The 23,276-nt window shown below is 70.6% G+C and carries 22 protein-coding genes; 7 read left to right on the forward strand and 15 right to left on the reverse strand.

The window, feature by feature from the left end; all coding sequences use genetic code 11:
• Positions 1-3 precede the first annotated feature (3 nt).
• The 4 genes from AC1PMG_RS20520 to AC1PMG_RS20535 all read left to right on the forward strand — a co-directional run bounded on the left by AC1PMG_RS20520 (position 4) and on the right by AC1PMG_RS20535 (position 5,106).
• A complete protein-coding gene (locus AC1PMG_RS20520) occupies positions 4-780 on the forward strand; it encodes a beta-ketoacyl synthase chain length factor (RefSeq protein ID WP_481111726.1) in 777 nt (258 codons plus the stop codon).
• The gene (locus tag AC1PMG_RS20525; protein WP_481110073.1) at positions 777-1,598 is read left to right on the forward strand and encodes a glycosyltransferase family 2 protein; all 822 of its coding nucleotides are present in this window, start codon (positions 777-779) and stop codon (positions 1,596-1,598) included. The genes AC1PMG_RS20520 and AC1PMG_RS20525 overlap by 4 nt, the downstream gene beginning before the upstream one ends.
• A complete protein-coding gene (locus AC1PMG_RS20530; protein WP_481110074.1) occupies positions 1,595-3,220 on the forward strand; it encodes an NAD(P)/FAD-dependent oxidoreductase in 1,626 nt (541 codons plus the stop codon). Before AC1PMG_RS20525 ends, AC1PMG_RS20530 begins: the two co-directional genes overlap by 4 nt.
• A 209-nt stretch (positions 3,221-3,429) precedes the next feature.
• Positions 3,430-5,106, forward strand: a complete 1,677-nt coding sequence (locus AC1PMG_RS20535; protein WP_481110075.1) for a tannase/feruloyl esterase family alpha/beta hydrolase — start codon at positions 3,430-3,432, stop codon at positions 5,104-5,106.
• 52 nt (positions 5,107-5,158) lie between these two features.
• Here AC1PMG_RS20535 and fabG read toward each other — a convergent pair whose 3' ends face one another.
• The 9 genes from fabG to xanC form a co-directional block, all read right to left on the reverse strand.
• Positions 5,159-5,896 carry a 3-oxoacyl-ACP reductase FabG gene (fabG, locus tag AC1PMG_RS20540; protein WP_481110076.1) on the reverse strand — a complete coding sequence of 246 codons (738 nt, stop codon included), beginning with the start codon at positions 5,894-5,896 and terminating at the stop codon, positions 5,159-5,161.
• Positions 5,897-6,243: 347 nt separating this feature from the next.
• Positions 6,244-6,675, reverse strand: coding sequence for a hotdog family protein (locus AC1PMG_RS20545; protein ID WP_481111727.1), 432 nt, complete (start codon positions 6,673-6,675; stop codon positions 6,244-6,246).
• Between the two features lie 4 nt (positions 6,676-6,679).
• Complete coding sequence (locus AC1PMG_RS20550) at positions 6,680-9,037, reverse strand: MMPL family transporter (RefSeq protein ID WP_481110077.1); 2,358 nt, start codon at positions 9,035-9,037, stop codon at positions 6,680-6,682.
• Positions 9,038-9,134: 97 nt separating this feature from the next.
• Positions 9,135-9,782 (reverse strand): LolA-related protein, encoded by a 648-nt coding sequence (locus AC1PMG_RS20555; RefSeq protein ID WP_481110078.1) that lies wholly within the window; start codon positions 9,780-9,782, stop codon positions 9,135-9,137.
• Positions 9,706-10,680 carry an LpxL/LpxP family acyltransferase gene (locus AC1PMG_RS20560; protein WP_320741080.1) on the reverse strand — a complete coding sequence of 325 codons (975 nt, stop codon included), beginning with the start codon at positions 10,678-10,680 and terminating at the stop codon, positions 9,706-9,708. The genes AC1PMG_RS20555 and AC1PMG_RS20560 overlap by 77 nt, the downstream gene beginning before the upstream one ends.
• Positions 10,677-10,964, reverse strand: a complete 288-nt coding sequence (locus tag AC1PMG_RS20565) for an ApeI family dehydratase (protein ID WP_342073684.1) — start codon at positions 10,962-10,964, stop codon at positions 10,677-10,679. The genes AC1PMG_RS20560 and AC1PMG_RS20565 overlap by 4 nt, the downstream gene beginning before the upstream one ends.
• Before the next feature lie 9 nt (positions 10,965-10,973).
• Positions 10,974-11,723, reverse strand: coding sequence for a lysophospholipid acyltransferase family protein (locus AC1PMG_RS20570; protein WP_481111728.1), 750 nt, complete (start codon positions 11,721-11,723; stop codon positions 10,974-10,976).
• Between the two features lie 55 nt (positions 11,724-11,778).
• Entirely contained in the window at positions 11,779-12,510 is a 732-nt protein-coding gene (locus AC1PMG_RS20575) for a COG4648 family protein (RefSeq protein WP_481110079.1), read from the reverse strand.
• Positions 12,485-12,754 carry a xanthomonadin biosynthesis acyl carrier protein XanC gene (gene xanC, locus AC1PMG_RS20580; RefSeq protein ID WP_003470209.1) on the reverse strand — a complete coding sequence of 90 codons (270 nt, stop codon included), beginning with the start codon at positions 12,752-12,754 and terminating at the stop codon, positions 12,485-12,487. The genes AC1PMG_RS20575 and xanC overlap by 26 nt, the downstream gene beginning before the upstream one ends.
• Positions 12,755-12,885: 131 nt before the next feature.
• On the opposite strand from xanC, the gene AC1PMG_RS20585 reads away from it, so the two are divergent.
• The 3 genes from AC1PMG_RS20585 to AC1PMG_RS20595 all read left to right on the forward strand — a co-directional run bounded on the left by AC1PMG_RS20585 (position 12,886) and on the right by AC1PMG_RS20595 (position 15,783).
• Positions 12,886-14,244, forward strand: a complete 1,359-nt coding sequence (locus tag AC1PMG_RS20585; RefSeq protein WP_481110080.1) for an NAD(P)/FAD-dependent oxidoreductase — start codon at positions 12,886-12,888, stop codon at positions 14,242-14,244.
• A complete protein-coding gene (locus AC1PMG_RS20590; RefSeq protein ID WP_481110081.1) occupies positions 14,241-15,257 on the forward strand; it encodes a chorismate transformation FkbO/Hyg5 family protein in 1,017 nt (338 codons plus the stop codon). Before AC1PMG_RS20585 ends, AC1PMG_RS20590 begins: the two co-directional genes overlap by 4 nt.
• A 67-nt stretch (positions 15,258-15,324) precedes the next feature.
• Complete coding sequence (locus tag AC1PMG_RS20595) at positions 15,325-15,783, forward strand: P-loop nucleotide/nucleoside kinase family protein (RefSeq protein WP_481110082.1); 459 nt, start codon at positions 15,325-15,327, stop codon at positions 15,781-15,783.
• 231 nt (positions 15,784-16,014) lie between these two features.
• Here AC1PMG_RS20595 and AC1PMG_RS20600 read toward each other — a convergent pair whose 3' ends face one another.
• The 6 genes from AC1PMG_RS20600 to AC1PMG_RS20625 form a co-directional block, all read right to left on the reverse strand.
• Complete coding sequence (locus AC1PMG_RS20600) at positions 16,015-17,511, reverse strand: XVIPCD domain-containing protein (RefSeq protein ID WP_481110083.1); 1,497 nt, start codon at positions 17,509-17,511, stop codon at positions 16,015-16,017.
• A gap of 15 nt (positions 17,512-17,526) precedes the next feature.
• Positions 17,527-18,096: a hypothetical protein gene (locus AC1PMG_RS20605; protein ID WP_481110084.1), complete on the reverse strand. Its 570-nt coding sequence runs from the start codon at positions 18,094-18,096 to the stop codon at positions 17,527-17,529.
• 286 nt (positions 18,097-18,382) lie between these two features.
• A complete protein-coding gene (locus AC1PMG_RS20610) occupies positions 18,383-19,747 on the reverse strand; it encodes an AMP-binding protein (protein WP_481110085.1) in 1,365 nt (454 codons plus the stop codon).
• Between the two features lie 106 nt (positions 19,748-19,853).
• A complete protein-coding gene (gene cydB, locus AC1PMG_RS20615) occupies positions 19,854-20,870 on the reverse strand; it encodes a cytochrome d ubiquinol oxidase subunit II (RefSeq protein ID WP_481110086.1) in 1,017 nt (338 codons plus the stop codon).
• A complete protein-coding gene (locus AC1PMG_RS20620; RefSeq protein WP_481110087.1) occupies positions 20,870-22,273 on the reverse strand; it encodes a cytochrome ubiquinol oxidase subunit I in 1,404 nt (467 codons plus the stop codon). The genes cydB and AC1PMG_RS20620 overlap by 1 nt, the downstream gene beginning before the upstream one ends.
• A gap of 266 nt (positions 22,274-22,539) precedes the next feature.
• On the reverse strand, positions 22,540-23,100 hold the full coding sequence (locus tag AC1PMG_RS20625) for a hypothetical protein (RefSeq protein WP_481110088.1): 561 nt from the start codon (positions 23,098-23,100) through the stop codon (positions 22,540-22,542).
• Between the last annotated feature and the right edge of the window lie 176 nt (positions 23,101-23,276).

A 23,276-nucleotide genomic window follows, 5' to 3' on the forward strand; every position in this document is an offset into this window, starting at 1 on the left:
CCCATGCTGAGCGCCACGATCGAAGGCATCGGGTTCTGGGCGCCCGGCCTGCCCGGGTGGGCGGTCGCGCAGGCCTTCGCACGCGGCGACGGCGCGCTGCTGGAGACGCCGGCGCGGCCCTCGCCGCAACTGCTGGCGCCCAACGAGCGCCGCCGCGCGCCGGACACGGTGGCGGTGTCGCTGGACGCGGCGCTGGCCGCCTGCCAGGACGCCGGCCGCGACCCGGCCACGCTGTCGTCGGTGTTCACCTCCACCCACGGCGACCTGGCGATCACCGACTACATGTGCACCACCCTGGCCAGCGAGCCGCTGTCGGTGTCGCCGACCAAGTTCCACAACTCGGTGCACAACGCCGCCGCCGGCTACTGGACCATCGGCGCCGGCGCCACCGCCGCGGCGACCGCGATCAGCGCGCACAGCGGCAGTTTCGCGCAGGGCCTGCTGGAAGCGCTGTCGCAATTGGCCGCAGGCGAAGAGGCGGTGCTGCTGGTCGGCTACGACAGCCGCTCGGTGGGCGCACTGGGCCGCATCGCGCGCAGCGAGGGCCTGCTCGGCGGTGCGCTGGTGCTGAGCGCCGGCGCGCGCGACGGCAAGCCGCAGTTGCAGGTGCAGCTGCGCGACGGCAGCGCACCGGTCGGCGACGGCGCGCTGGCGCGGCATGCCGCGGGCAACGCGATGGCGCCGATGCTGCCGCTGTTCGACGCGCTGGCGCTGGGCGGCAGCGGCTGCGTGCTCGATGCCGGCGGCGGCCGCTGCCTGCAGGTGGAGCTGCGCGCATGAGCCGCACGCCGCTGAGCGCCGCCGACGCGGCGATCCTGATTCCGGCCCTCAACGAACGGCTGCGCATCCGCGAGGTGGTCAGCGACGCGCTGGCGCACTGCCCGCGGGTGATCGTGGTCGACGACGGCTCCGACGACGGCACCAGCGACTGCATCGCCGACCTGCCGGTGACTCTGCTGCGCCATCCGCAACGCCGCGGCAAGGGCGCGGCGTTGCGCAGCGGCTTCGCCGAGGCGCAGCGCCAGGGTGCGCGCGCGGTGATGACCATGGACGGCGACGGCCAGCACAGCGCCGCCGACTTCCCGCGGCTGCTGGCCGCGGCCAACCGCCATCCCGGCTGCGTGATCGTCGGCGCGCGCCTGCGCAAGCGCGCCAGCCAGCCGCCGATCCGCCGCATCGGCAACGATTTCGGCGACTGGGGCATCGCCTGGGGCTGCGGCTTCCGCCTGGTCGACAGCCAGAGCGGCCAGCGCCTGTACCCGCAGTCGGTCTACACCCTGCCCGACGTGCCCGGCGAAGGCTTCGTGTTCGAGGCGCAGCTGCTGATCTCGGCCGCACGCCAGGCCGGCGCACGGGTGGTGGCGGTGCCGATCGAGACCCGCTACGCCAACCAGACCCCCGGCACGTTCCGCAAGAGCCACTTCCGGCTGGTGCGCGATCTGTGGAAGATCACCTCGCACGTGATCGTGCAGGTGTGGAGCTACGGGCACGTGGTACGCGAGTACCGGCGCACCCGCGCCAACCCGGTGCTGATCGACGACGTCGACGGCACCCTCGACACGGCCCCCCTGGCCGTCGCCAAGGAAAAGACGACATGAAGGCAGCGCAGGCGGATGTGGCGATTCTGGGCGGCGGACTGGCCGGACTGACCCTGGCGCTGCAGTTGCGCCAGCGCGACCCGCAGCTGCGCATCCGCGTGCTGGAACGGCGCGCCCACCCGGTGCGCGAGGCCGCGTTCAAGGTCGGCGAGTCCTCGGTGGAGATCGGTGCGCATTACTTCGCCGACGTGCTGGGCCTGCGCGAGCACCTGGATGCCGAACAGATCCGCAAGTTCGGCTTCCGCTTCTTCTTCTCCGACGGGCGCGCCGACATCGACCAGTGCACCGAGCTGGGGGTGAGCCAGTTGCTGCCCACTCCGTCGTGGCAGATCGACCGCGGCCGCTTCGAGAACTTCCTCGGGCAGCGCGCGCGCGCGATGGGCGTGGAGTTCCTCGACGGCAGCACGGTGCGCGGCGTCGATTTGGCCGAGGACGACGGCGACCACTGCGTGCGCTACAGCCGCGACGGCGCCGAGGCCAGCCTGCAGGCGCGCTGGGTGATCGACGCCAGCGGCCGCGCCGGCCTGCTCAAGCGCAAGCTCGGCCTGGCCCAGGACAACGCGCACCAGGCCAACGCGGTGTGGTGGCGGGTGGACGGGCTGGTCGATCCCAACGGCTGGTCGCAGGACAGTGCCTGGCTGCAGCGCTGCACGCCGCCGGACCGCTGGCGCTCGACCAACCACATGTGCGGCCCCGGCTACTGGTTCTGGCTGATCCCGCTGTCCTCCGGCGCGCATTCGCTGGGCATCGTCTGCGATGCCGCGATGCATCCGCTGGAGACCATGAACACCCACGCCAAGGCGATGGACTGGCTGCGCACGCACCAGCCGCAGGTGGCCAGCACGCTGGAGCGCAGCGAGCACACGGTGCAGGATTTCCTGTTCCTGCGCGACTTCTCCTACGGCTGCAAGCAGGTGTTCTCGGCGCAGCGCTGGGCGCTGACCGGCGAGGCCGGCGTGTTCCTGGACCCGTTCTATTCGCCGGGCAGCGACTTCATCGCCATCAGCAACACCTACATCTGCGAACTGATCGGGCGCGAGCGCGCCGGGCGCGACATCGCGCCCTACGCCGAGCTGTACCAGCAGCTGTATTTCTCGTTCTACGAGAACACCCTGACCCTCTACCAGGACCAGTACCCGCTGTTCGGCGACGCCCAGGTGATGCCGGTCAAGGTGATCTGGGACTACACCTACTACTGGTCGCTGCTGGCGCCGCTGTACTGCACCGACCGCATCGCCGACCTGGCCGTGCTGGGCCTGCTGCGCCCGGCGCTGCAGCAGGCCAGCGCGCTCAACCTGGGCATGCAGGCGCTGCTGCGCGACTGGGGCGCGGCCAACCGCGCGCAGGCGGCGGCGGTGGCCGACGGACGCCTGCTGGACCAGTACCTGATCGGCTGGTTCCACGAACTCAACCGCGCCCTGAGCGACCGGCTGGACGACGCCGCCTTCGTCGCCCGCCTGCACGGCAACGTCGCGCGCATGGCGGAACTGGCCGGGGAGATCCTGGCGCGCGCCCGCCAGCAGCATCCCACGCTGGCCGACCACGGCCTGCTGGACGCCTGCCGCGACGCGGCGACGCCGCTGCCGGTCCTGTCGCCGGCCTGGTACGCGGACGCCGCCTGATCCACGCGCAGGGCCGTGCCGCCCTGCAACAACGCGCGCCTCGCTTCCACGCCGCGAGGCGCCCGGCGAGCGCGCAATTGCGCGGCACGCGTCACATGGGGCGAATATCGCCCGCGCATTCGGGTTTTCGCACGCACGACGGTTGACGCCTTGCCGCCACCGGCGCGACACAGGCCCGCCGCGCCCGGCGCGTCCTCCAGGAGAACTCCATGCGCTCCACGCTGCTCGCCTTGGCCCTGCCGCTGGCCGCTCTCGCCGCCTCCTCCACCGCCCATGCGCAGACGACCGCGCGCGCACCGGCCACCCCGGCACCGCTGCAACAGTCGTGCGACGCGCTGGCGAGCCGGCTCGCCTATCCCGGCACCCGCTTCACCGCGGTGCGCAGCGTCGCCGCCGGCGCCCTGCAGGTGGCCGGCCAGCCGATCGGCGCGCATTGCCAGGTCACCGGCCTGATGCACGAGCGCGTCGGCACGGACGGCCAGTCCTATGCGATCGGCTTCGAGATGCGCCTGCCGGCGGCATGGAACGGGCGCTTCTTCTACCAGGCCAACGGCGGCCTGGACGGCAACGTGGTGCCCGCGCTCGGCGACATCGGCGGCGGCGGCCAGCGCGACAACCCGCTGCGCATGGGCTTTGCGGTCATCAGTTCCGATGCCGGACACAGCAACGCGCAGAACCCGCTGTTCGGCCGCGATCCGCAGGCGCGCCTGGACTACGGCTACCAGGCGGTGCAGGCGCTGACGCCGATGGCCAAGCGCGTGGTGCAGATCGCCTACGGCAAGGCGCCGGACTACAGCTACTTCGGCGGCTGCTCCAACGGCGGCCGCCACGGCATGGTCGCCGCCGCGCGCGACGCGCAGGACTACGACGGCATCCTGGTCGGCGACCCCGGGTTCCACCTGCCCAAGGCGGCGATCGCGGACCTGGCCGCGGCCCAGCAACTGGCGGCCCTGGCAGGCGGCAGCGACACGCGCAGCGGCCTGACCGCCGCCGAGCGCAGCCTGGTGGCCGAGCGCATCGTCGCCACCTGCGATGCGCTGGACGGCGTGCGCGACGGCATGGTGCAGGACGTGCTCGCCTGCCAGCGCCGCTTCGACCTGAACCGCGACGTCGCCACCTGCGGCAGCGCCGGGCGCACCGGCCAATGCCTGACCCCGGCGCAGAAGCGGGCGCTCGGCGCCATCCACGCCGGCGTGCGCAACAGCGCCGGCACGCCGCTGTACGCGCCCTTCCCCTACGACCCGGGCATCGCCAGCGGCGACTGGGCCGGCTGGCGGCAGGACGCCTCGCTGACCCTGGTGCCCGGCTCGGTGGCCTTCGGCTTCGTCACCCCGCCGGAGGACCCGGCGGTGCTGCAGGACCTCAAGCGCTACGCGCTGCAGTTCGACATGGACCGCGACGCGCCGAAGATCTTCGCCACGTCCGGCGCCTTTGGCGAATCCGCCTGGGCGTACATGACCCCGCCGAACGAGACCCAGCTGACCTCGCTGAAGAAGCGCGGCGGCAAGCTGCTGATCTACCACGGCACCGGCGACGGCATCTTCTCCTTCGCCGATACCGCGGCCTGGTACGACCGCCTGCGCACCGCCGATGCCGATGCCGCCAGCTACGCACGCCTGTTCGCGGTGCCGGCGATGGCCCATTGCGCCGGCGGACCGGCCACCGACCAGTTCGACGCGCTGACCCCGCTGGTGGCCTGGGTCGAGCAGGGCCAGGCGCCGGCCGCGATCGTCGCCAGCGCACGCGGCAGCGGCAGCGCCGCGCCCAACAACGAGGTGCCGGCCAGCTGGAGCAGCCAGCGCAGCCGCCCGCTGTGCCCGTACCCGCAGGTGGCGCGCTACGTCGGCGGCGACGTGGAGGCGGCGTCCAGCTTCGTCTGCCGCTGAGGGCGAACCGCCGTTGCGCCGCCGGTGTGGCGGCGCGACCAGCGCAGCGTCGTCAGCCCATGCCGCCGTTGATGCCGATGACCTGGCCGTTGATGTAGGCGGCCGCGTCCGAGCACAGGAACGCGACCAGCGCGGCCACTTCCTCCGGCTTGCCCGGGCGTCCGGCCGGAACCATCTGCTTGATCGCCTCCGGCGGGAACGCGCTCTCGGCCATCGCGCCCTGGATCACGCCCGGCGCGACCACGTTGACGCTGATGCCGCGGCTGGCCATTTCCCGCGCCAGCGACATGCTGGCGCCGTGCAGCGCCGCCTTGGCCGCGGCGTAGTTGGTCTGCCCGCGGTTGCCCAGCACCGCCGACACCGAGGACACGCTGACGATGCGGCCCCAGCGCGTGCGCGCCATCGGCAGCAGCAGCGGCTGGGTGACGTGGAAGAAGCCGTGCAGCGAGACGTCGATGACCCTGTGCCACTGCGCCGCGCTCATGCCCGCCATCGGCGCGTCGTCGTGGATGCCGGCGTTGTTGACCAGCACCTGGATCGGGCCGGCTTCCAGCAGCGTCGCCAGCGCCTGCGCGCTGACCTCGGCGTCGGCCACGTCGAACGCCACCGCCTCGGCGCTGCCACCAGCGGCGACGATCGCCTCCACCACCGCCACGGCGCGCGCGACGTTGGCATTGGCGTGCACGATCACGTGCAGGCCCTGCGCGGCCAGGGCACGGCAGATCGCGCCACCGAGATCGCCGCTGCCGCCGGTGACCAGGGCGCGGCGCGGTGCGGGGGATGCAGACATCGGGAATCCTCGGTCGCAATGAAGATGGGCCGTCATCCTAACGGTTCATCCGCGCGCCCGTAGGCGCGGTTTCAGCCGCGACGACGTGCAGGGAATACGCGGCGCGGCTGAAACGCACCGCCGATCACCACGGGACGTCTTTTTGTAGGAGCGGCTTCAGCCGCGATGGGCATTACCGGGGCGCGGCCCTCGCCCAGCGGTTGCCCCGGCATGCACGACGCGGGTACAGGGAGTTGCATTGCGTTGCCCGGGCGCACTGTGGGAGGGACTTCAGTCCCGACGCCCTCCAAGGTCGGGTCCTCGCAGACTGCGTTCGTCGCCACTGCAGGGCCGTCGACGCCACGCGGTCACGCCGCGCCCAGCATCACCGTCGCGCGACCCTCGGCCAGCAACTGCCCGGCATGGGTGATGCGGAAGGCGTACTGCTGGCTGTCCTCGGCCTGCAGCAGCACCTCGGCCTCGCCTTCGATCGGCCCGGCCAGGTCCTGCAGTTCGCTGACATGCAACTGCACCCCGCGCAGCGCCACCAGCATGCCCGGCCGCACCGGCGTGCCCGCGGCGCGACCGAGCAGGCCGCCGTGCACCGCCATCGCCTGCGCGCCGTACTCGCACAGGTGCAGCGCGTGCAGTCGGCCGCCGCTGCGCAGCGGATGCGCGGCCTGGCGATGCGCGCCGCTGCGCAGCAGCACGCGCTGCGCGTCCCAGGCGGCCACCTCGTCCCACAGGCACATCCGGCCCTGGTGCGGCACCAGCGCGGCGATCGCGTCGCGTCCGTGCAAGGGCTCAGTGTGCATGGCGGCTCTCCCGGGCCTCGCTGGTGGTCTCGCGCGAAATCAGCAGCGCCAGCACGAAATTGAACAGCACGCCCAGCGCCACGGTGCTGCCGATCGCGCGCAGCACCGGGATGCTGGAGGCGGCCAGCAGCGCGAACACCAGCAGGGTCATCAGGCTGCACACGATCAGCGCATGCAGGGTGCGCAACTGGTCGGCGCGGTCGTCGCCGGCGTGGTCGAAGAACAGCGCGTAGTCCAGGCCCAGGCCGGCGGCCAGGATCAGCGCGATCAGGTGGAACAGGTTCAGCTCGACCCCGCAGCCGCGCAGGATCGCCAGGATCAGCAGCGTGGTCAGCGCCATCGGCAGCAGCACGCGCACGATCCGCCGCGGCGTGCGCAGCGCGATCGCCACGGTCAGCGCCAGCAGCACCGCGGCCACGCCGAGCGCGGCGAGCACGCGGCCGCGGTAGGCGGCGACCAGCGATTCGGAGGCGTCCTTCAGGTCCAGCAGTTGCGCGCCGCTGCCCTGCACCGCGCGCGCCAGCTGCGCCGGATCGCGCAGCCCGGTCAGCGACACCAGCGCGGTGGCGCGGTCCGGACGCTCCAGCAGCAGGCCGCCGACGGGCGTGGCCAGCGGCGTGCCGCGCAGCGCACGCGCGGTCAGCAGCGGCGCCGTGCGCGCGGCCTGCAGGTCGGCCAGGAACGGCGCGAAGGCGTCGGCACGGAACGGCGTGGCGGCGACCGCGGCGGCGGTGATCGCCTGCGCCTGCGCCGGATCGGGCAAGGCGGCCTGGCGTCGGCGCTGGGTGGCGGCGCTGGGCAGGTAGCGCGCGGCCATGTCGTAGCCGGCCAGTTCGCCCTGCGCCACCAGCGCGTCCAGGCGCGGGCGCAGGCGTTCGGACGCGGCCAGCGCGGCATCGGCGGAGGCGGCCGGCAGCGCCAGCACGTAACGCACGTCCGGCGCGCCCAGTTCCTGGCGCAGGTGCGCGTCGCGGGCCAGGCCGTCGGCCGGCACCGGGGTCAGCTTGGACAGGTCGTTCTGCCAGAACGGGCCCGGCGCGAACACGATGACCGCGGCCGCCAGCAGGGCCAGCGGCACCAGCGACCAGCGCGGCCGTGGCAGCCGCGCGATGCCGCGCCACAGCCGCTCCAGCATCGGCGAATCCGCATGGTCGCGCGGCGAGGGATCGATCAGCGCCGGCAGCAGCAGGCGCGTGGTCAGCGCGGCCACCAGCAGGCCGGCGATGGTGAACACCGCCAACTGGCGCAGGCCGTCCACGCCGGAGAACAGGAAGGTGACGTAGGCGATGCAGGTGGAGACCACGCCGGTGGCCAGCGTCGGCCACAGATGGCGCGCGTTCTCGCGCGGATCCAGGCCCGGGCGCTGGTGGCTGAACAGATGGATCGGGTAGTCCTGGACCACGCCGATCAGGGTGAAGCCGAACGCCACGGTGATGCCGTGCACGCCATCGAACAGCAGCGCCACCGCGCCCAGCCCGGCCAGGCCGGCGCTGGCCAGCGGCAGCACGCCCAGCACCGGGATCTTCCAGCTGCGGTAGGCGACCAGCAGCAACACGATCAGCCCCACCGTATCCAGAGTGCCGATCCACTGCGCCTCGTTCTGGGTGCGCCCGCCGATCTCCACCGAGAACGCGCCGGGGCCGGTCAGGGTCAGCTTGCTGCTGGTGCCGGCGCTGACCTTGGCGAAGGCGGCGTGGATCGCATCGACCGCGCGTTGCTGACCGGTGGGGTCGAAGCCGGCGGCACGGGTCTGCGCGACCAGCAGCGCGTCCTTGCCGGCGCGGTCGAACCACACCCCGTCGCGCTGCTGCGGGCCGCCGGCCGGCTGCAGGCTCTCGGCCAGGTGCAGCACTTCCAGGGTCGGATCGCGCGGCAACAACGGCTCCACCATCGCCGCCGCCGGCGAGCCAAGGTCCTGCAGCCGCGCCTGCAGCGCATCGCGCAGGGTCGGCGCATCCAGCGGTCTGGCGTCGAAGCTGTCGCTGAGCAGGTAGCGGTACGGCAACAGGCGCGGCGGGATCGCGTCCAGGCCGGCATCGGCACCATTGGCGACCAGTTCGAACACGTCGTGCTGCGCGGCCAGTTCGGCATGCAGCGCCTGCGATTGCTTGGCCAGCGTGGCCGGATCGGCCCCGGACAGCGACATCAGCAGCAGCCGCGAGCCGGGGCCCTCGCCGAGCTCGTCGAGCAGCAGCTTTTGCGCCGGGGTGCGGGCTTCCGGCATGAATTTGCGCAAGTCCCCCGACACCTGCAGCGCATTGCCCAGCCAGATCCCGGCCACGGTCAGCAGCGCCAGCCACAGCAGCGCCAGCGAGATGCGCATCTTCGAACTGAGAGCACGCTTCATCGCCGCGTCCCCACGTCTGCCTGCACCGCGCGATCAGCCGCCGCGCGCGCAGCCGTCGGGCCGGCAGCACGCTGCCGGCGGGCGCCTCGTGCGGGGATCACGCCGCGTCGCCGTGGCACAGCGCGGTCAGCGCAGCGCCGTCGGCGAGGGTGCCGGCGGCCTGCGCAGCACCGGCCAGCAGGGTGCGCTGGACGTCGCCCTTGGCCGGGGTGGTCTCGATGCAGCGCAGTTCGGCGCCACGGCCGTACAGGCGCAGGCTGCGCACGTGCGCGGCCACGGCCGGGTCCTTGGGCTGCAGCTGCAGCTGCCAGCGCTCGCGGGTGCCGCTGCTGCTGATGCTGTACTGCTGCTGCAGCAGTGCGCGGTCGCCGGACAGCAGCGCGCCGAAGCCGCTCTGCAGGCCTGCCAGTTCCGGCACCCGCGCCAGCGAGAAGCGCCGCGGCGGCTTGCCGTCGCGCTCCAGCGTGGCTTCGCCGCCGCGCAGGGTGGTGGTCTCGTGGTACGGCGCGGTGACCTCGCGCACCAGGGTCTGCGCGTCCGGGCGGCGGTACTCGCCCTGCACCCGCAGCGGCGCCTTCAGCAGCGCCGAGCCGCGCAGTTCGACGAAGGCGGTGCTGACCGGCGCCGGCCGCGCCAGCTTCTGCAGGATCCAGTCGGCGTCCGGCAACTCAGGCGATGCGGCGCTCAGCGGTGCGGCGCTGCACAGCAGTATCAGCATCCACGGCAAGGTGCGGCGCATCGGCATGGCGGTTGTTCCAGAAGTCGTAGAAGTTGAACCAGTTGTAGGGCGCGGAGCGGGTGTAATGCTCCAGCCTGGCGGCGTAATCGCGGATGAGCGCGGCCAGCACCGGCGCACGTTGCCGGCGCGGCAGGTCCAGGCCTTCGCTGAAGGTCTCGAACACCAGCTCGTAGCGGTTGCCGCCGCGGTACAGCCCGAATGCCAGCACCACCGGCACCTTGAGCGCGGCGGCGATCAACCACGGCGAGGTCGGGAACATGGCGCCCTGGCCGATGAAGGCGGCCGGCAGCGCCGGATCCTCCGGGCGCGGCCGGTCCACCAGCAGCGCGACCAGCGCGCCCTCGTCGGTGGCCTGCTTGATCGCCATGACGATGGAGGTGCTGTCCATGCCCGCGTCGATGATGTTGGCGGCCAGTTGCGGGTTCAGCGCGCCCAGCAGTTCGGTCATCGCCGGGTTGTGCGCCTTGTCCAGCACCACCTTGACCTGCACGTCCGGGCGCTCGGTGGCCAGCACCCGCAGCGCGTCGAAGCTGCCCAGGTGCGAGCCGAAGATCAGCACGCCGCGGCCGCGGTCCATCTGCGTGTGCAACTGGTCCAGGCCGCGGATCTGCACCCGGAACCGGTGCATCTGCCCGCACAGCATGAACACCCGGTCGAGAATGGTGGAGGCGAAGGTGTGGATGTGCCGGGCCACCTCCAGCAGCGTGGCCGGGCGGTCGAACACGCGGCTCAGGTAATGCCGCGAATCGCGCCGCTCCGGGCCGCGCACCAGCAGGAAGTACAGGGTGATCGGGTACAGCAGCAGGCGCCCGACGGCGCGGCCGCCATAACGGGCGATGCTGCGGATCAGCCACAGGGCGAAGCGGCCGCCGCCTTCCGGGCGCTGCTTCCAGCCGGCGCTCACGGCGCCGCCTCGGCGTTCAGCTCGCCGCTGACCAGCAGGTCCTCGCCGCGCAGCACGCGGAAGCGCCAGCGCGGCGCGGCACCGTCCAGTTCCACCCGCGCCGGCTGGCCGGGCAGCAGCGGCTGCAGGAACTTCACCTGCGGCAGGCGCAGCGGCGCGCGCGCGCCGTGCGCCGCCTCGACGGCCTGCAGCACGTGGTCCAGCACCACGACGCCGGGCACCACCGGGCGGCCCGGGAAGTGGCCGGGCAGGCTGGGATGATCATGCGGTACGACGAATTGCATACGGGCGACTCATATCCTGGGTTCGAGCATGGCACGGACGGCCTGGTGCGCGCGCTGGGTCACTTCCTGGCGGTTCAGCGGGCCGTCCTCGCCGTTCACCCGGATCGGCGTGCCGATCCGCACCCGGATGACGCCGGGCCGGACCCGGAACAGGCTGGTCGGCGGCAGCACCTTGCCCGCCCCGTCCAGCGCCACCGGCACCACGTCCACCCCAGCGTCGATCGCGGCCTGCAGCAACCCGGCCTTGAACTCGGCCAGCGCGCCGCTGCGGCTGCGGGTGCCTTCCGGGAACAGGCACAGGTCCTCGCCACGGCGCAGCAACGCCGCCGCCTCGCGCCGCATCATCGCCCCGGCGCGGCGGCTGTCGCGGTCCAGGAACAGCATGCCGGTCGCGCGCGCATACCAGTTCACGAACGGCACCTTCAGCATCTCGTCCTTGAGCAGGAAGCGCAGCGGCACCGGCAGCGCCATGAACAGCGCGCAGATGTCGATGATCGACTGGTGGTTGCTGACGAACAGGTGGTTGCGCGACCAGTCCACCCGCTCCTGGCCCTCCACCTCCAGCCGTGCCCCGGCGCCGAACAGCAGCACCGGCGCCCAGAACCGCGCGCCCATGCGCAGCGGCAGGCGCGGCCCGGTCAGCCACAGCAGCACCAACGCGACGACGATGCCCAGCGCGGTGTGCGCCAGGGTAAATGCCAGCTGCAGGGTGTTCCACACGGCCCAGGCCATGCGCGAGGGCATCCCTGCCTGCGGCAACTTGCTGTTTTCCTTGATGATCTGCACGACCCTTGCGTCCCCTGCACTGCGCGCGTCAGCGCAACAGATCGCGCCAAAAAACCGGCCCCAGCCGCGCCAGCCGGTGCAGGAAGTCGGGCAGATTACGGTAGGGACGCTGCGGAAACCAGCGCCCGCGCAGCAGGTACTCGCCGACGAAGAAGCCGCCGATGACCCCGTAGCCCAGCAGATTGGCGAACAGCGAGGCGCGCGCATCGCTGATCGGCAGCGGCGCGGCCAGGCCCAGCTGCGCCAGCACCCCGCTGGGCTGCGCGCACAGCGCCAGCACCAAGTTGAGCAGGGTCAGCCCGACCAGCAGCAGGGTCCAGGCCAGGGTCAGGCGACGGGTGTAGCGCAGTTGCTCCGGGGTGATCGGCATGCCGGCCTGCCGGTACAGGGCCTCGACGATGCGGGTGATCAGCGGCGTGCGCCCGCGCTGCAGGCTGCGCCCGAAGAACCAGGCCACCCAGGCGGTGAACAGCACCGGCGGCGCGGCCAGCAGCAGCAGTGCGTGCGGCGAGCGCCACAGCGGCACCAGCGCCGCCGTCGCGGCGATGGCCAGCGCCCAGGCCCAGGGCCGCCAGCGCGCCATCGGCTCCACCAGCACCATCAGCACCAGCGCCGCGCCGGCCAGCACCGCCAGGTCCGGGCGGTGCGCGGCATTGGCCCAGTGCGCCAGTGGCGAGTAGGCCAGCGCCAGCAGCACGCCCAGGGCCAGCGCCCAGGGCGCGGCGTCGGCCGGCTCAGCTGGTCTTGTTGGCTTCGACATGCGCCGACAGCGCGCGCAGCGAGGCGAAGATGCGGCGGTTCTCGTCGTTGTCCGAGCGCAGCTGGAAGCCGTAGCGCTTGCTGATCGCCAGCGCCAGTTCCAGGGCGTCGATCGAGTCCAGCCCCAGGCCGGTATTGAACAGCGGCGCCTCCGGATCGATGTCGCCGGGCTGGACGTCTTCCAGGTTCAGGCTCTCGACCAGCAGCTCGGCCAGTTCACGTTCGGCGGCGGTTTGCGAAGACATCCAGGGGCTTCCAGGCGAAAGGACGGGTGCGACAAGATGGTGCATCGGGCGCTGCGGCGCAACCATCGGCCCGCGAACGGCACGCTATCATGCCGTTTCGCCCCGCCGTTGCGCCCGCAGGTTCCCTCAGGATGACGTCCGCCGCTGTTGCTTCCCCTCCCCCCACCGCACGCGACGCCGCGGCAGACACGCCCGACGTGCTGGTGATCGGCGGGGGGCCGGCCGGCTGCGCGGCGGCGATCGTGCTAGCGCAACGCGGCTGGCGGGTGACCGTGCTGGAAAAGGACCACCATCCGCGCTTCCACATCGGCGAATCGCTGCTGCCGATGAACATGCCGATCCTGCAGCGGCTGGGCGTGCTCGACCAGGTGCGGGCGATCGGCGTGCTCAAGCTCGGCGCCGATTTCCCCAACGATGCCGGCGGCTACAACACCTTCCGCTTCGCGCACGCGCTGGGCGCGCAGTCCGACTTCGCGCTGCAGGTGCCGCGCGCCGACTTCGACCGGGTGCTGTTCGCGCAGGCGCGTGCGGTCGGCGCCGACGTGCACGAGGGCGTCCGCGTCGAAGCGGTGCAGCTGGACGGCGAGGCGCCGACGGTGCAGGCGCGCGGCGCCGACGGTGTGCGCCACTACCGGCCGCGCTACCTGATCGACGCCAGCGGCCGCGACACCTTCCTCGGCAACAAGCTCAAGCTCAAGCGCGCCAATCCGCGGCACCAGTCGGCGGCGCTGTTCAGCCATTTCCGCGGGGTGGCGCGGCGCCCCGGCGAGGACGCCGGCAACATCAGCATCTATCGCCACGCGCACGGCTGGATGTGGCTGATCCCGCTGCCCGACGACGTGATGAGCGTGGGCGCGGTGTGCGACCCGGAGTACATGAAGACCCGCCAGGGCTGCGACAGCGAGACCTTCCTGCTGCGCACGCTGGCGCTGAATCCGGACGTGGTGGCGCGCATGGCCGGCGCGCAGCGCGTGGCGCCGGTGCACGCCACCGGCAACTACGCCTACGAATGCACGCGCATGAGCGGGCCGCGCTGGCTGATGCTCGGCGACGCCTACGCCTTCGTCGACCCGATGTTCTCCTCCGGCGTGTACCTGGCCATGCACAGCGCCGAGCGTGGCGCGTCCGTGGTCGACGCGGCGCTGCGCGACCCGGCCAGCGAGGCGCGGCTGCAGCGGCGCCTGCAACGGCACCTGCGCGGCGGCCTGGACGAGTTCAAGTGGTTCATCTACCGCTTCACCTCGCCGACCATGCGCGAGCTGTTCGCGCAACCGCGCAACGTGCTGCAGGTGGAACAGGCGGTGGTGGCGATGCTCGCCGGCGACGTCTTCGACAACCGTGCGGTACTGCGCCGCCTGCGGGTGTTCCGTGCCATCTATGCGCTGTCCGCAGTGGCGATGCTGCCGCGGGCATGGCGCGCCTGGCGCCACCGCCGCCGCCAGGCCCGCGAATCGTTCCACGGCGACACCTTGCACGGAGAAACACCATGAGCCGCCCGCACCTGCAGTTTCCGCACCACACGCAGGGCCATCCGCAGTTGCAGGTGGACTACGTCGCCGAGACCGATCCGGGCCGGTTGCTGGACGAGGACCGGGTGCTGGCGGTATTCGGCTTCGGCGAGACCGCGCCCTACCACGACGACCCGCGCTACCTGCGCGTGCCGCTGCAGCCGCACGGCCCGCGCATGCTCGAGGTATGGCGCACCGATGCCCCGGTGCACAGCGGCCGCGACGGCGCCATCGCCTGGGCCAGCGACGGCCGCCTGCAGTTCGGCGTCATCGAGATCGACGAGCGCCAGGTCGACCTGGACATCGAGGAAGCCGCCGCGCTCGCCTACGCGCAGATCAGCGCCTTCGTCGCCGGCAGTGCCACGCCGCGCCTGCTGCGCATCTGGAACTACCTCGACGCGATCACCCTGGGCAGCGGCGACCGCGAGCGCTACCGGCGCTTCTGCGTCGGCCGTGCGCGCGGACTGGGCGATTTCGACGCCACCCAACTGCCCGCGGCGACCGCGGTCGGCCGCTGCGACGACGCGCGGGTGATGCAGATCTACTGGCTGGCCGCCGCGCAGGCCGGCACCCCGCTGGAGAACCCGCGCCAGGTCAGCGCCTACCGCTACCCGCGCCAGTACGGCCCGCAGCCGCCCAGCTTCGCCCGCGCCATGCTGCCGCCGGCCGGCAGCGACATGCCGCTGCTGCTGTCGGGCACCGCCAGCGTGGTCGGCCACGCCTCCATGCATCAGGGCCAGTTGCTGGCGCAGCTGGAGGAAACCTTCGCCAACTTCGATGCCCTGCTGGCCGCCGCGCGCGAACACGCCCCGGACCTGCCACCGCAGTTCGGCGACGGCACCCGCCTCAAGGTCTACGTGCGCGAGCCCGGCGACCTGCCGCTGGTCGCCGATGCCCTCGACGCCCGCTTCGGCGACCGCGTCCCGCGCCTGCTGCTGCACGCGGTGATCTGCCGCGACGAACTGGCGGTGGAGATCGACGGCGTCCATGGTTGAGCGGCGACGCAAGATCGTCCTGGTGTCCGGCGCCCCCGGCGCCGGCAAGACCACGCTGGCGGTACCGTTGGCGGCGCACCTGGGCTTTCCGCTGTTCTGCAAGGATTTCATCAAGGAGACGCTGACCGACGCCCTGAGCGATGGCGGCGGCGATCTCGCCGCATCGCGCCGTCTCGGCGGCGCAGCGATGGAGGTCCTTTGGTCGCTGGCACAGCGCAGTCCGCACGCGGTATTGGAAGCCAACTTCCGGCCCGGCAGCGACTACGAACGCGGCAGGATCGCCGCACTGGAGGCGAGGCTAGTGGAAGTCCATTGCCACTGCGGCCATGACGAGACCCTGCGCCGCTTCCGCGCGCGCGCCGCGACGGGCAGGCAGCATGCGGCGCACCCCCTGCGGGAACTGCCGCCCGACCTGCTTGCCGACTATCCCGGCCCGATCGGCCTGGGGACGGTGATCGACGTGGACACCCGCATGCCGGTGGATCTGCAGCACCTGTTTGCGCAAGTCGCCGCCGCGCTTTCCTGAGCGGGTACCGACACCGCCGCTGCTGCGACGGTTGCGCCCTTGCGGCGCGCTGTCCCTGGGCTTGCGCCCAAGTGCGGTCTGTGTGGGACGGATGCCGTTTCGCTGCTTGCCCGGCGCAAATCACGTTGGACGCCGGACGTGGCAGAGCAAGCGCGTATGCGTCGATGTTTCGCACCGCTGCCTTCCACGCATGGTCATCCCATCTCGCCGGCCACGCAGTGGCGACATGCTCTAACGCGTCGGCGCGGCCAGGTTACGGTCCAATTCCGGATGTATGCTGCGCTGCTGCTCCTGCCCCAGCGCCTGATTGGCCAGCGCCAGTTTCTGGTCCGACTGTTCCACGGGCGTGGCCAACGCCTGTGCCACCGGAACGACCGCGCGCTTCATCGCCGGGTCGTCCAGTGCGCCCTGCACGGCGATCAGGTTGCCTGTTTTCCCCAGCAGCACGTGGTCGACCCGCTCCAACGCGTTGCCCGCCAGCGAATAGCCCGCCGCGCCCGGATACATGTCGCGATTGTCCTTGCAGGCCGCCAGCAGGCTGCGGCTGAGCCGCTCGCTGTCGTGGTCGTAGGCCTTGCCCAGGTCTGCGTCGACCCTGCGCATGCCTGCGCGGATCTGTTCCAGCAACGCGTGATCCGGATGCCCCGGTAGCGAGGGATCGTCGCTCCGGTGCGCCTCGGCGCCTTGCGCGGGAGGCGTTGACGGTTCGGGCAACCCGTTGGCCAGGGGCGACATGTGCCGATGGGTGTCGGCGGTGTGCTGCAGCAGTCCCGCGACCGGCGGCTGCGTGCTGGTGTCGAAGTACGGCAGAGGACGCCGATCCCTGCCCAGATCCAGCCCGTTCTCTTCCAGCAACGATTCACGCAGATGCAGTCGCGACAGGTTCAGCGCGATCTGCGGGGTGTCGTTGCCAGGTTGGGGCGGATGGCTTGCTCGCTCCTTCTGTGCGATGAACGAGATCGAATTGGCTGCGTAGTAGTTGGGATAGTCAGAGTTTCCGAGCGCGCCCAGGCCACCCGGGCTTCTAGGCAGCTTATCGAAGTAGTTCTGCCCCATTGCCTCCAGATTGCCCGGGGTTGGACTAAGCGTCAGATCGCTATCGATGCTCAAGCTCTGCTTCAGCTCATAGGACAAACCGCGCGGCCCGCTCTTGACCTCAATAAAGTCAGCCATTCGACCTGGCTGCTCGCGATAGATGTCTTGAAGCGATGGATGGGGATTGACTGCTTTCACCCTGCTTACGACAGCGTTCCATCCCGCAATTTCTGCTCCAGCCTCATCTCGCCGGTGCTGAGACAATAAAGTGTTGAGAGGCTCGGTATAGTCGCGAGGCTCTGACTGGTGCCGCGCAATGTGCTTCACCGCGTCATGGAAAGCTTCGCGCGCTTGCGCAGTGTCAGCGGCATTGAAACCGTGTTGCAGCTCGTGCCCCAACACGAATGTCAGCTCACCGGCAGCGGGCAACCTGCCTCCAGGCAGCGCCGTGAGTCGTGCCAGGGGAATCCGCATGGACTGCGTCTGAGGCTCGTACTCACCGCCAGCATTCGGATTGGTCAGTGGCACGATCTGCTTCAGGTACTGTCGCTCAACTGCCGCGTTGAACTGATCTACCAATGCAGGAGAAGCATTGACGATCGCCCGCAAATTATCCGCTTGCTCTCGAGTGACGCCAGGTTGGGTAGAAAATGCCGAAATGATAGTTTCAGCTTGTGGACTGAGCCCCGCCATGTTGCTCTCCTGCGATCAAGTGACAACGATCGTCCTGACGCAGGAACGACCGCTGCCTGTGTCCGATGTCCACACATGCTCACCTTCGGGATAGACCTCCACATGCATTCCCGGACGATCAAAAGAGTCGTACAGAAGCCGACCATTCAGCAGATTCGGCTGCCCTGGGGCCGGCTGCGGAGGCGAATCGAAATTATGCTGACGGGCAAATCCCATTTCTTCCAACTGATGAGTGAATTGATCGAAGTCGAGTTGGCAGATATCCCCCATTTGCGGCGAAGCGCCTGAGACGACCGGATTGAATCCGAAGTCCAAACGGGGAGGAACGGCACGCATATCGACCTCAAAGCCATGAGCCCACTCCGGGCTTACCTGCTCCCCAAATCCATAACGGTCCACGCCGTTCTCCCCACGCTCGACCGCCACCCCCATCACCTCACGCAAGCGCTCCGGCGTGAATTCGGCGACGCTCCTGCTGGTCCGGATCAAGGTCAGCAATCGGCTGAGCATCTGCTCGGCGCTCAGCTTGGGCGACACGGACGCGGCGGCCTGATCGGCGGCGCCGGACGAGGGGGACGAGGTCATGGCGGGAGATTCCTTGGCAGGAGGCGCAACGGCAGGCGTCCGCGCGGGCGCATGGGTGCAGGCCCCGCACAGCAGCGAGGCGATCAGGACGAGAGAAGCCCGATGGGGCATGCGGCACATCCTTGCGGCGCGAAGCGATGGGCGCAGTATACGAACACCAACGTATGGGGTTGCAAGCCGCTCCCAGCCACACCGCGCGGCGGACGACAGCGCACTGCGCTGCGCAAATCTTGCCACGCTGGCGCCTGGTCGATGGGCGCTAGGCCAGCGCCCTACCGGCAGAGCCTCAGTCCTCGCGACCCGCCGCCAACAACGCCAGCATGCGATCGCGCGGCAGCTTGCCGGTCTCGTTGCGCGGCAGGGCGTCGAGCAGGCGCAGGCGGCGCGGCAGGAACACCGGATCCAGCTCGCGGCGCAGGGCGGCGAGAATCGTGGCCTCGTCCAGGGTCGGTGCCACCACCACCGCGGCGATGCGGCCCACCGCCTGGCCCGGTTCCGGATCCAGTTGCAACATCGCGCCGTCGACCACGCCCGGCAGGGCCAGCAGGCGCCGGGTGAGGTCGGCCAGCGAGGCGCGTTTGCCGGCGATCTCCAGCAGGTCGGCCTGGCGCCCGCGCACCTGGAAACGGCCGTCGGCATCCACTTCCATCAGGTCGGCCAGCAGCACCGGCTGCGGCAGATGCGGCGCGTGCACCAGGGTGCCGTCCGGCTGCGGCGCCACGCGCACGCCGGGCAGCGGCGTCCACGGCACTTCGCAGGCGGTGCGACGGCTGGCGAACACGCAGGTTTCGGTGGAGCCGAACATCTCGCGCACCTCGCCGCCGAAGCGCGCCTCGGCGGCGGCGGCCAGTTCCTGCGCCAACGGCGCGGTGGCCGAGACGATGCCGGCCAGCGGCGGCAGGACGACACCGGATTCGACCAGCGCGCGCAGATGCACCGGCGTGGTCACCAGCAGCCGCGGCGCCGGCAGTTGCGCCAGCGCGCGCGCCACGTCCTCGGGAAAGAACGGCCGCCCGGCGTGCACCGCCAGCGGCGTCACCAGCGGCAGCAGGATCGACAGCTCCATGCCGTACATGTGCTGCGGCGGCACCGTGGCCACCACCTGCGGCACCGCCGTGTCCGGCCATAGCCCGACCAGCGCCAGCAGGTCCTGGCGGGTGCTGGTGAGGAAGCTGCCCCAAGTCTTGGGATTGGGCTTGGGCGCGCCGGTGCTGCCGGAGGTGAAGCCGATCGCCACCAGCGCGTCGTCGGCCAGCTGCGGCATCGGCCCGTCCAGCGACGGCAGCGCGTCCGGCAACTGCCAGTGGCGCGGCGGCGGCTCGGCCAGCGCCTGGTCGCCCAGGCAATAGCAGTCGGCATGGGTGCGCTGTACCTCGGCCACCACCGCCGGCGCGCGCGAGGACGGCAGCAGGGAGGTCTGCCCGCGCAGCGCCACCGCACAAAACGCGACCATGAAGCGATAGCGGTCCTCGCACAGGTTCAGCGCGTGCCGGCCGGCCGGCAGCACCGCGGCCAGGCCGCGCACGTGGCCGAGGAAGGTGGCCAGGTCGATGTGTTCGCCGTTGGCGAAGGCCAGCGGGCGCCGCGCGTCGCCGACGGCAAGCGGATGCAACAGGGGCGCGGCGGGAATCTCGGAGGAAACGGCGGACATGCGGGGCGGCGGCTCGGGCGGGCGATGACCCGCACGGCGCGGGAGCCGGTAGCTTGGCCGCCACCGCCGCCGCTGGCAAGCCGGCCGCCCGCCGCGGCGGCCGCCGTCAGTGGCGGTAGCCGGTGTCGGCGGTGATCTTGCCGCGGAACACCCGGTACGACCACGCGGTGTAGCCCAGGATCACCGGCAGCAGCACCGCCAGCCCGGCCAGCACGAAGCCCTGCGAAGACGGCGGCGAGGCCGCTTCCCAGATGGTCAGCCCGGGCGGCACGATGTTCGGCCAGATGCCCATCACCAGGCCGAAGAAGCCGAGCACGAAGAAGCACAGGGTCAGCACGAACGGACGCGCATCGCGGCCCTGGGCCATCGCCGCACGCCACAGCGCCACCGCGTTGATCAGCACCAGCAGCGGCACCGGCGACAACCACCAGAAATTCCCGTCGTGGAACCAGCGCGCCATGATCCGCGAGTCCAGGAACGGCAGCCAGGCGCTGACCAGGCCCATGAACACCACCACCACCAGCACCAGCGGCCGGGTCAGGGTGCGGGCGATGCGCTGCATCGCGCCCTCGGTCTTGAGGATCAGCCAACTGCCGCCGAGCAGCGCATAGCCGAACACCACCGCCGCGCCGGTGAGCATCGAGAACGGGCTGAACCAGCCCAGCACGCCGCCCAGGTACTTGCCGTCCTGCAGCGGCATGCCTTCCACCAGCGCGCCCAGGATCACCCCCTGCCAGAACGCCGCGCACAGCGAACCCAGCGCGAACGCCCAGCCCCACAGGTACTTGGAGGTGCGCGCCTTGAAGCGGAACTCGAAGGCCACGCCGCGGAACACCAGCGCGATCAGCATCAGCAGCACCGGCAGGTACAGCGCCGACAGCACGATCGCGTAGGCCTTGGGGAAGGCCGCCAGCAGGCCGGCGCCGCCGAGCACCAGCCAGGTCTCGTTGCCGTCCCAGATCGGCGCGGCGGTGTTCATCATCAGGTCGAGCTGGTCCTCGTCCTCGGCGAACGGCGCCAGGATGCCCAGGCCGAGCACGAAGCCGTCCAGCAGCACGTACATCAGCACGCCAAAGCCGATCACGCCGAACCAGATCACCGGCAATACGGTCGCCATGTCCATCAGCGGGTCTCCTCGATGTCGTCGTCGGCCGCCGACAGCGGCCGCGCCGGGGTCTTGTCGCCCTCCTGCATGCGCGGCGCCGGCTCGTGCGGCAGCGGCCCATGGCGCAGCATGCGCAGGATGTACCAACTGCCGAAGCCGAACACCAGCGCGTAGGCGAGCACGTACACGCTCAGCGAGATCCACACCATCGCCGGGCTGAGCGTCGGGCTGATCGCGTCGCGGGTATGCAGCAGGCCATAGATCACGTATGGCTGGCGCCCGATCTCGGTGACGAACCAGCCGGCGACCAGCGCCACGAACCCGGCCGGCAGCATCGCGTTCCACGCCAGGTGCAGCGCGCGCCTGCGCAGCAGCGTGCCGCGCCACCAGAAGAACAGCGACACCAGCGCCAACAACAGCATCGCCATGCCCAGCCCGACCATCACCCGGAACGCGTAGAACACCGGCTTCACCGGCGGCCGCTCGTCCGCCGGCACCGCGGTCAGCGGGGTGATCTCGCCATCCAGCGTATGGGTCAGGATCACGCTGCCCAGGCGCGGAATGGTCACTTCGTAGTCGTTGCGCTCGGCGGCCTCGTTCGGCACCGCGAACACCACCAGCGGCACGCCCTGCCCCGGCGCCTCGCCGTGCCAGTGCCCCTCCATCGCCGCCACCTTAATCGGCTGGTGCTCGAGCGTATTCAGGCCATGCGCATCGCCGGCGGCGATCTGCAGCGGCAGCGCGATCGCGGCGAAGGCGACCGCCAGCTTGAGCATGCGCCCGGCCGCATCCAGATGCTCGCCGCGACGCAGGTACCAGCCGCTGACCCCGCCGATCACGAAGCAGGTGGTGATGAATGCGGCCAGCACCATGTGCGTGAGCCGGTACGGGAACGAGGGATTGAAGATCACCTCGCGCCAGTTGGCGGGGTGGAACACGCCCTCGACCACGGCGTAGCCGGCCGGCGTCTGCAGCCAGCTGTTGGCCGAGAGGATCCAGAAGGTGGAGATCAGCGTGCCGATGGCGACCAGGCAGGTGGCCAGGAAATGCAGCTTTTCCGGCACCTTGTGCCAGCCGAACAGCATCACCCCCAGGAACGAGGCCTCCAGGAAGAACGCGGTCAGCACCTCGTAGCTGAGCAGCGGACCAAGGATGTTGCCGGCCCGTTCGCTGAGCACCGCCCAGTTGGTGCCGAACTGGAAGCTCATCACGATGCCGCTGACCACGCCCATGCCGAAGGACACGGCGAAGATCTTCAGCCAGAAGAAGTACAGATCGCGCCACACGGTGTCGCGGGTGCGCAGCCAGCGCCACTCCAGGAACGCCAACCAGCTCGACAGGCCGATGGTGAAGGCCGGGAACAGCACGTGGAAACTGATGACGAATCCGAACTGGATACGTGACAGCAGCAGGGCGTCCATGGGTAGCGCCTGAGGCAGCGGAAACGATGCCTATTGTTGGTGCAGCGCGGCGAAATGGGATGTGACGGTTTGTCGCAGCGGCGTCCGGCGCGACGTTATGGCTCTGCCCGCCGGACCAACGGCGCCCCGGCGGATCGGCGCCCGGCGAGCAAGGTGCGCAGAACGTCTGCATCGGCGTCGCAGCGCGCGCATGCAGGGCGTCATCAGGTGCTACGGCCCCAAGGTCGCATCAGGGAGCGCCACCAATGCCGGCGCTCCAACCAGCCTCAAAAGAAAGAACTGACGATATTCACCACCGGAATCGACAGCAATACCGACACGGTCCAAAGGAGAAAGCGCTTTTGGTCGGCTCGCAAGGCATCCAGGCGCGCACTACCCGTCGATCCAGCACTGAACAACCAGTTGATTGCACGGAAATCGTTGATGCCTTCCCCCTTCAGGAATGGCACATAGGTCAGATAGGCGTCGAGCGCCGGGTTCACCTGTGCAATCGCACGCGACAATCGCATTCGCCGTTGGATACCCAGCACAGCCAGGCTGCACAGCGCCAGCGCGGTATAGACGCCGGATACCACACTGGGGCGCGCCAGATGCAGGACCAGCACGACGGCGACGCCAGCCAGTAAGGCCAGCCAGATGATCCAAAGAAATCGCGTTTTCAATGTCCCCCCATGACGACCATGCATCAAGGCAGATGGCCGCAGGGCCGCAACACGCCAAACCTGCCCTGTGTGTTTCACATCATGAGCCTCACCACGCGCAGTGCCAAGACGTCTCAGGATGCGACGCCCGCGGAACGCATGAAGTGGCACGGTCACGGCGGACAAGTGCCTTCAGCAGGGTCGGCATCGCTGCCAAGGCCTCATCACTCACCCTCACGTGGCATCGCCATGACGGGACGGAGCTGCAGGATCCCCGTGAAGCCCCCGCCCATGACCGATGGCGCAATCGCCACAACCCTGGCGGCTGCTACGCTTGCGGTTTGCCGTTCGCCCGGAAGTCC

Source organism: Xanthomonas sp. NCPPB 2250, from assembly GCF_056725265.1.

Coding starts and splice junctions, on each gene's coding strand:
- AC1PMG_RS20520 (WP_481111726.1), top strand. CDS start 4: ATGCTGAGCGCCACGATCGAAGGCATCGGGTTCTGGGCGCCCGGCCTG.
- AC1PMG_RS20525 (WP_481110073.1), top strand. CDS start 777: ATGAGCCGCACGCCGCTGAGCGCCGCCGACGCGGCGATCCTGATTCCG.
- AC1PMG_RS20530 (WP_481110074.1), top strand. CDS start 1,595: ATGAAGGCAGCGCAGGCGGATGTGGCGATTCTGGGCGGCGGACTGGCC.
- AC1PMG_RS20535 (WP_481110075.1), top strand. CDS start 3,430: ATGCGCTCCACGCTGCTCGCCTTGGCCCTGCCGCTGGCCGCTCTCGCC.
- fabG (WP_481110076.1), bottom strand. CDS start 5,896: ATGTCTGCATCCCCCGCACCGCGCCGCGCCCTGGTCACCGGCGGCAGC.
- AC1PMG_RS20550 (WP_481110077.1), bottom strand. CDS start 9,037: ATGAAGCGTGCTCTCAGTTCGAAGATGCGCATCTCGCTGGCGCTGCTG.
- AC1PMG_RS20555 (WP_481110078.1), bottom strand. CDS start 9,782: ATGCCGATGCGCCGCACCTTGCCGTGGATGCTGATACTGCTGTGCAGC.
- AC1PMG_RS20565 (WP_342073684.1), bottom strand. CDS start 10,964: ATGCAATTCGTCGTACCGCATGATCATCCCAGCCTGCCCGGCCACTTC.
- AC1PMG_RS20575 (WP_481110079.1), bottom strand. CDS start 12,510: ATGTCGAAGCCAACAAGACCAGCTGAGCCGGCCGACGCCGCGCCCTGG.
- xanC (WP_003470209.1), bottom strand. CDS start 12,754: ATGTCTTCGCAAACCGCCGCCGAACGTGAACTGGCCGAGCTGCTGGTC.
- AC1PMG_RS20585 (WP_481110080.1), top strand. CDS start 12,886: ATGACGTCCGCCGCTGTTGCTTCCCCTCCCCCCACCGCACGCGACGCC.
- AC1PMG_RS20590 (WP_481110081.1), top strand. CDS start 14,241: ATGAGCCGCCCGCACCTGCAGTTTCCGCACCACACGCAGGGCCATCCG.
- AC1PMG_RS20600 (WP_481110083.1), bottom strand. CDS start 17,511: ATGGCGGGGCTCAGTCCACAAGCTGAAACTATCATTTCGGCATTTTCT.
- AC1PMG_RS20605 (WP_481110084.1), bottom strand. CDS start 18,096: ATGACCTCGTCCCCCTCGTCCGGCGCCGCCGATCAGGCCGCCGCGTCC.
- AC1PMG_RS20610 (WP_481110085.1), bottom strand. CDS start 19,747: ATGTCCGCCGTTTCCTCCGAGATTCCCGCCGCGCCCCTGTTGCATCCG.
- cydB (WP_481110086.1), bottom strand. CDS start 20,870: ATGGACATGGCGACCGTATTGCCGGTGATCTGGTTCGGCGTGATCGGC.
- AC1PMG_RS20620 (WP_481110087.1), bottom strand. CDS start 22,273: ATGGACGCCCTGCTGCTGTCACGTATCCAGTTCGGATTCGTCATCAGT.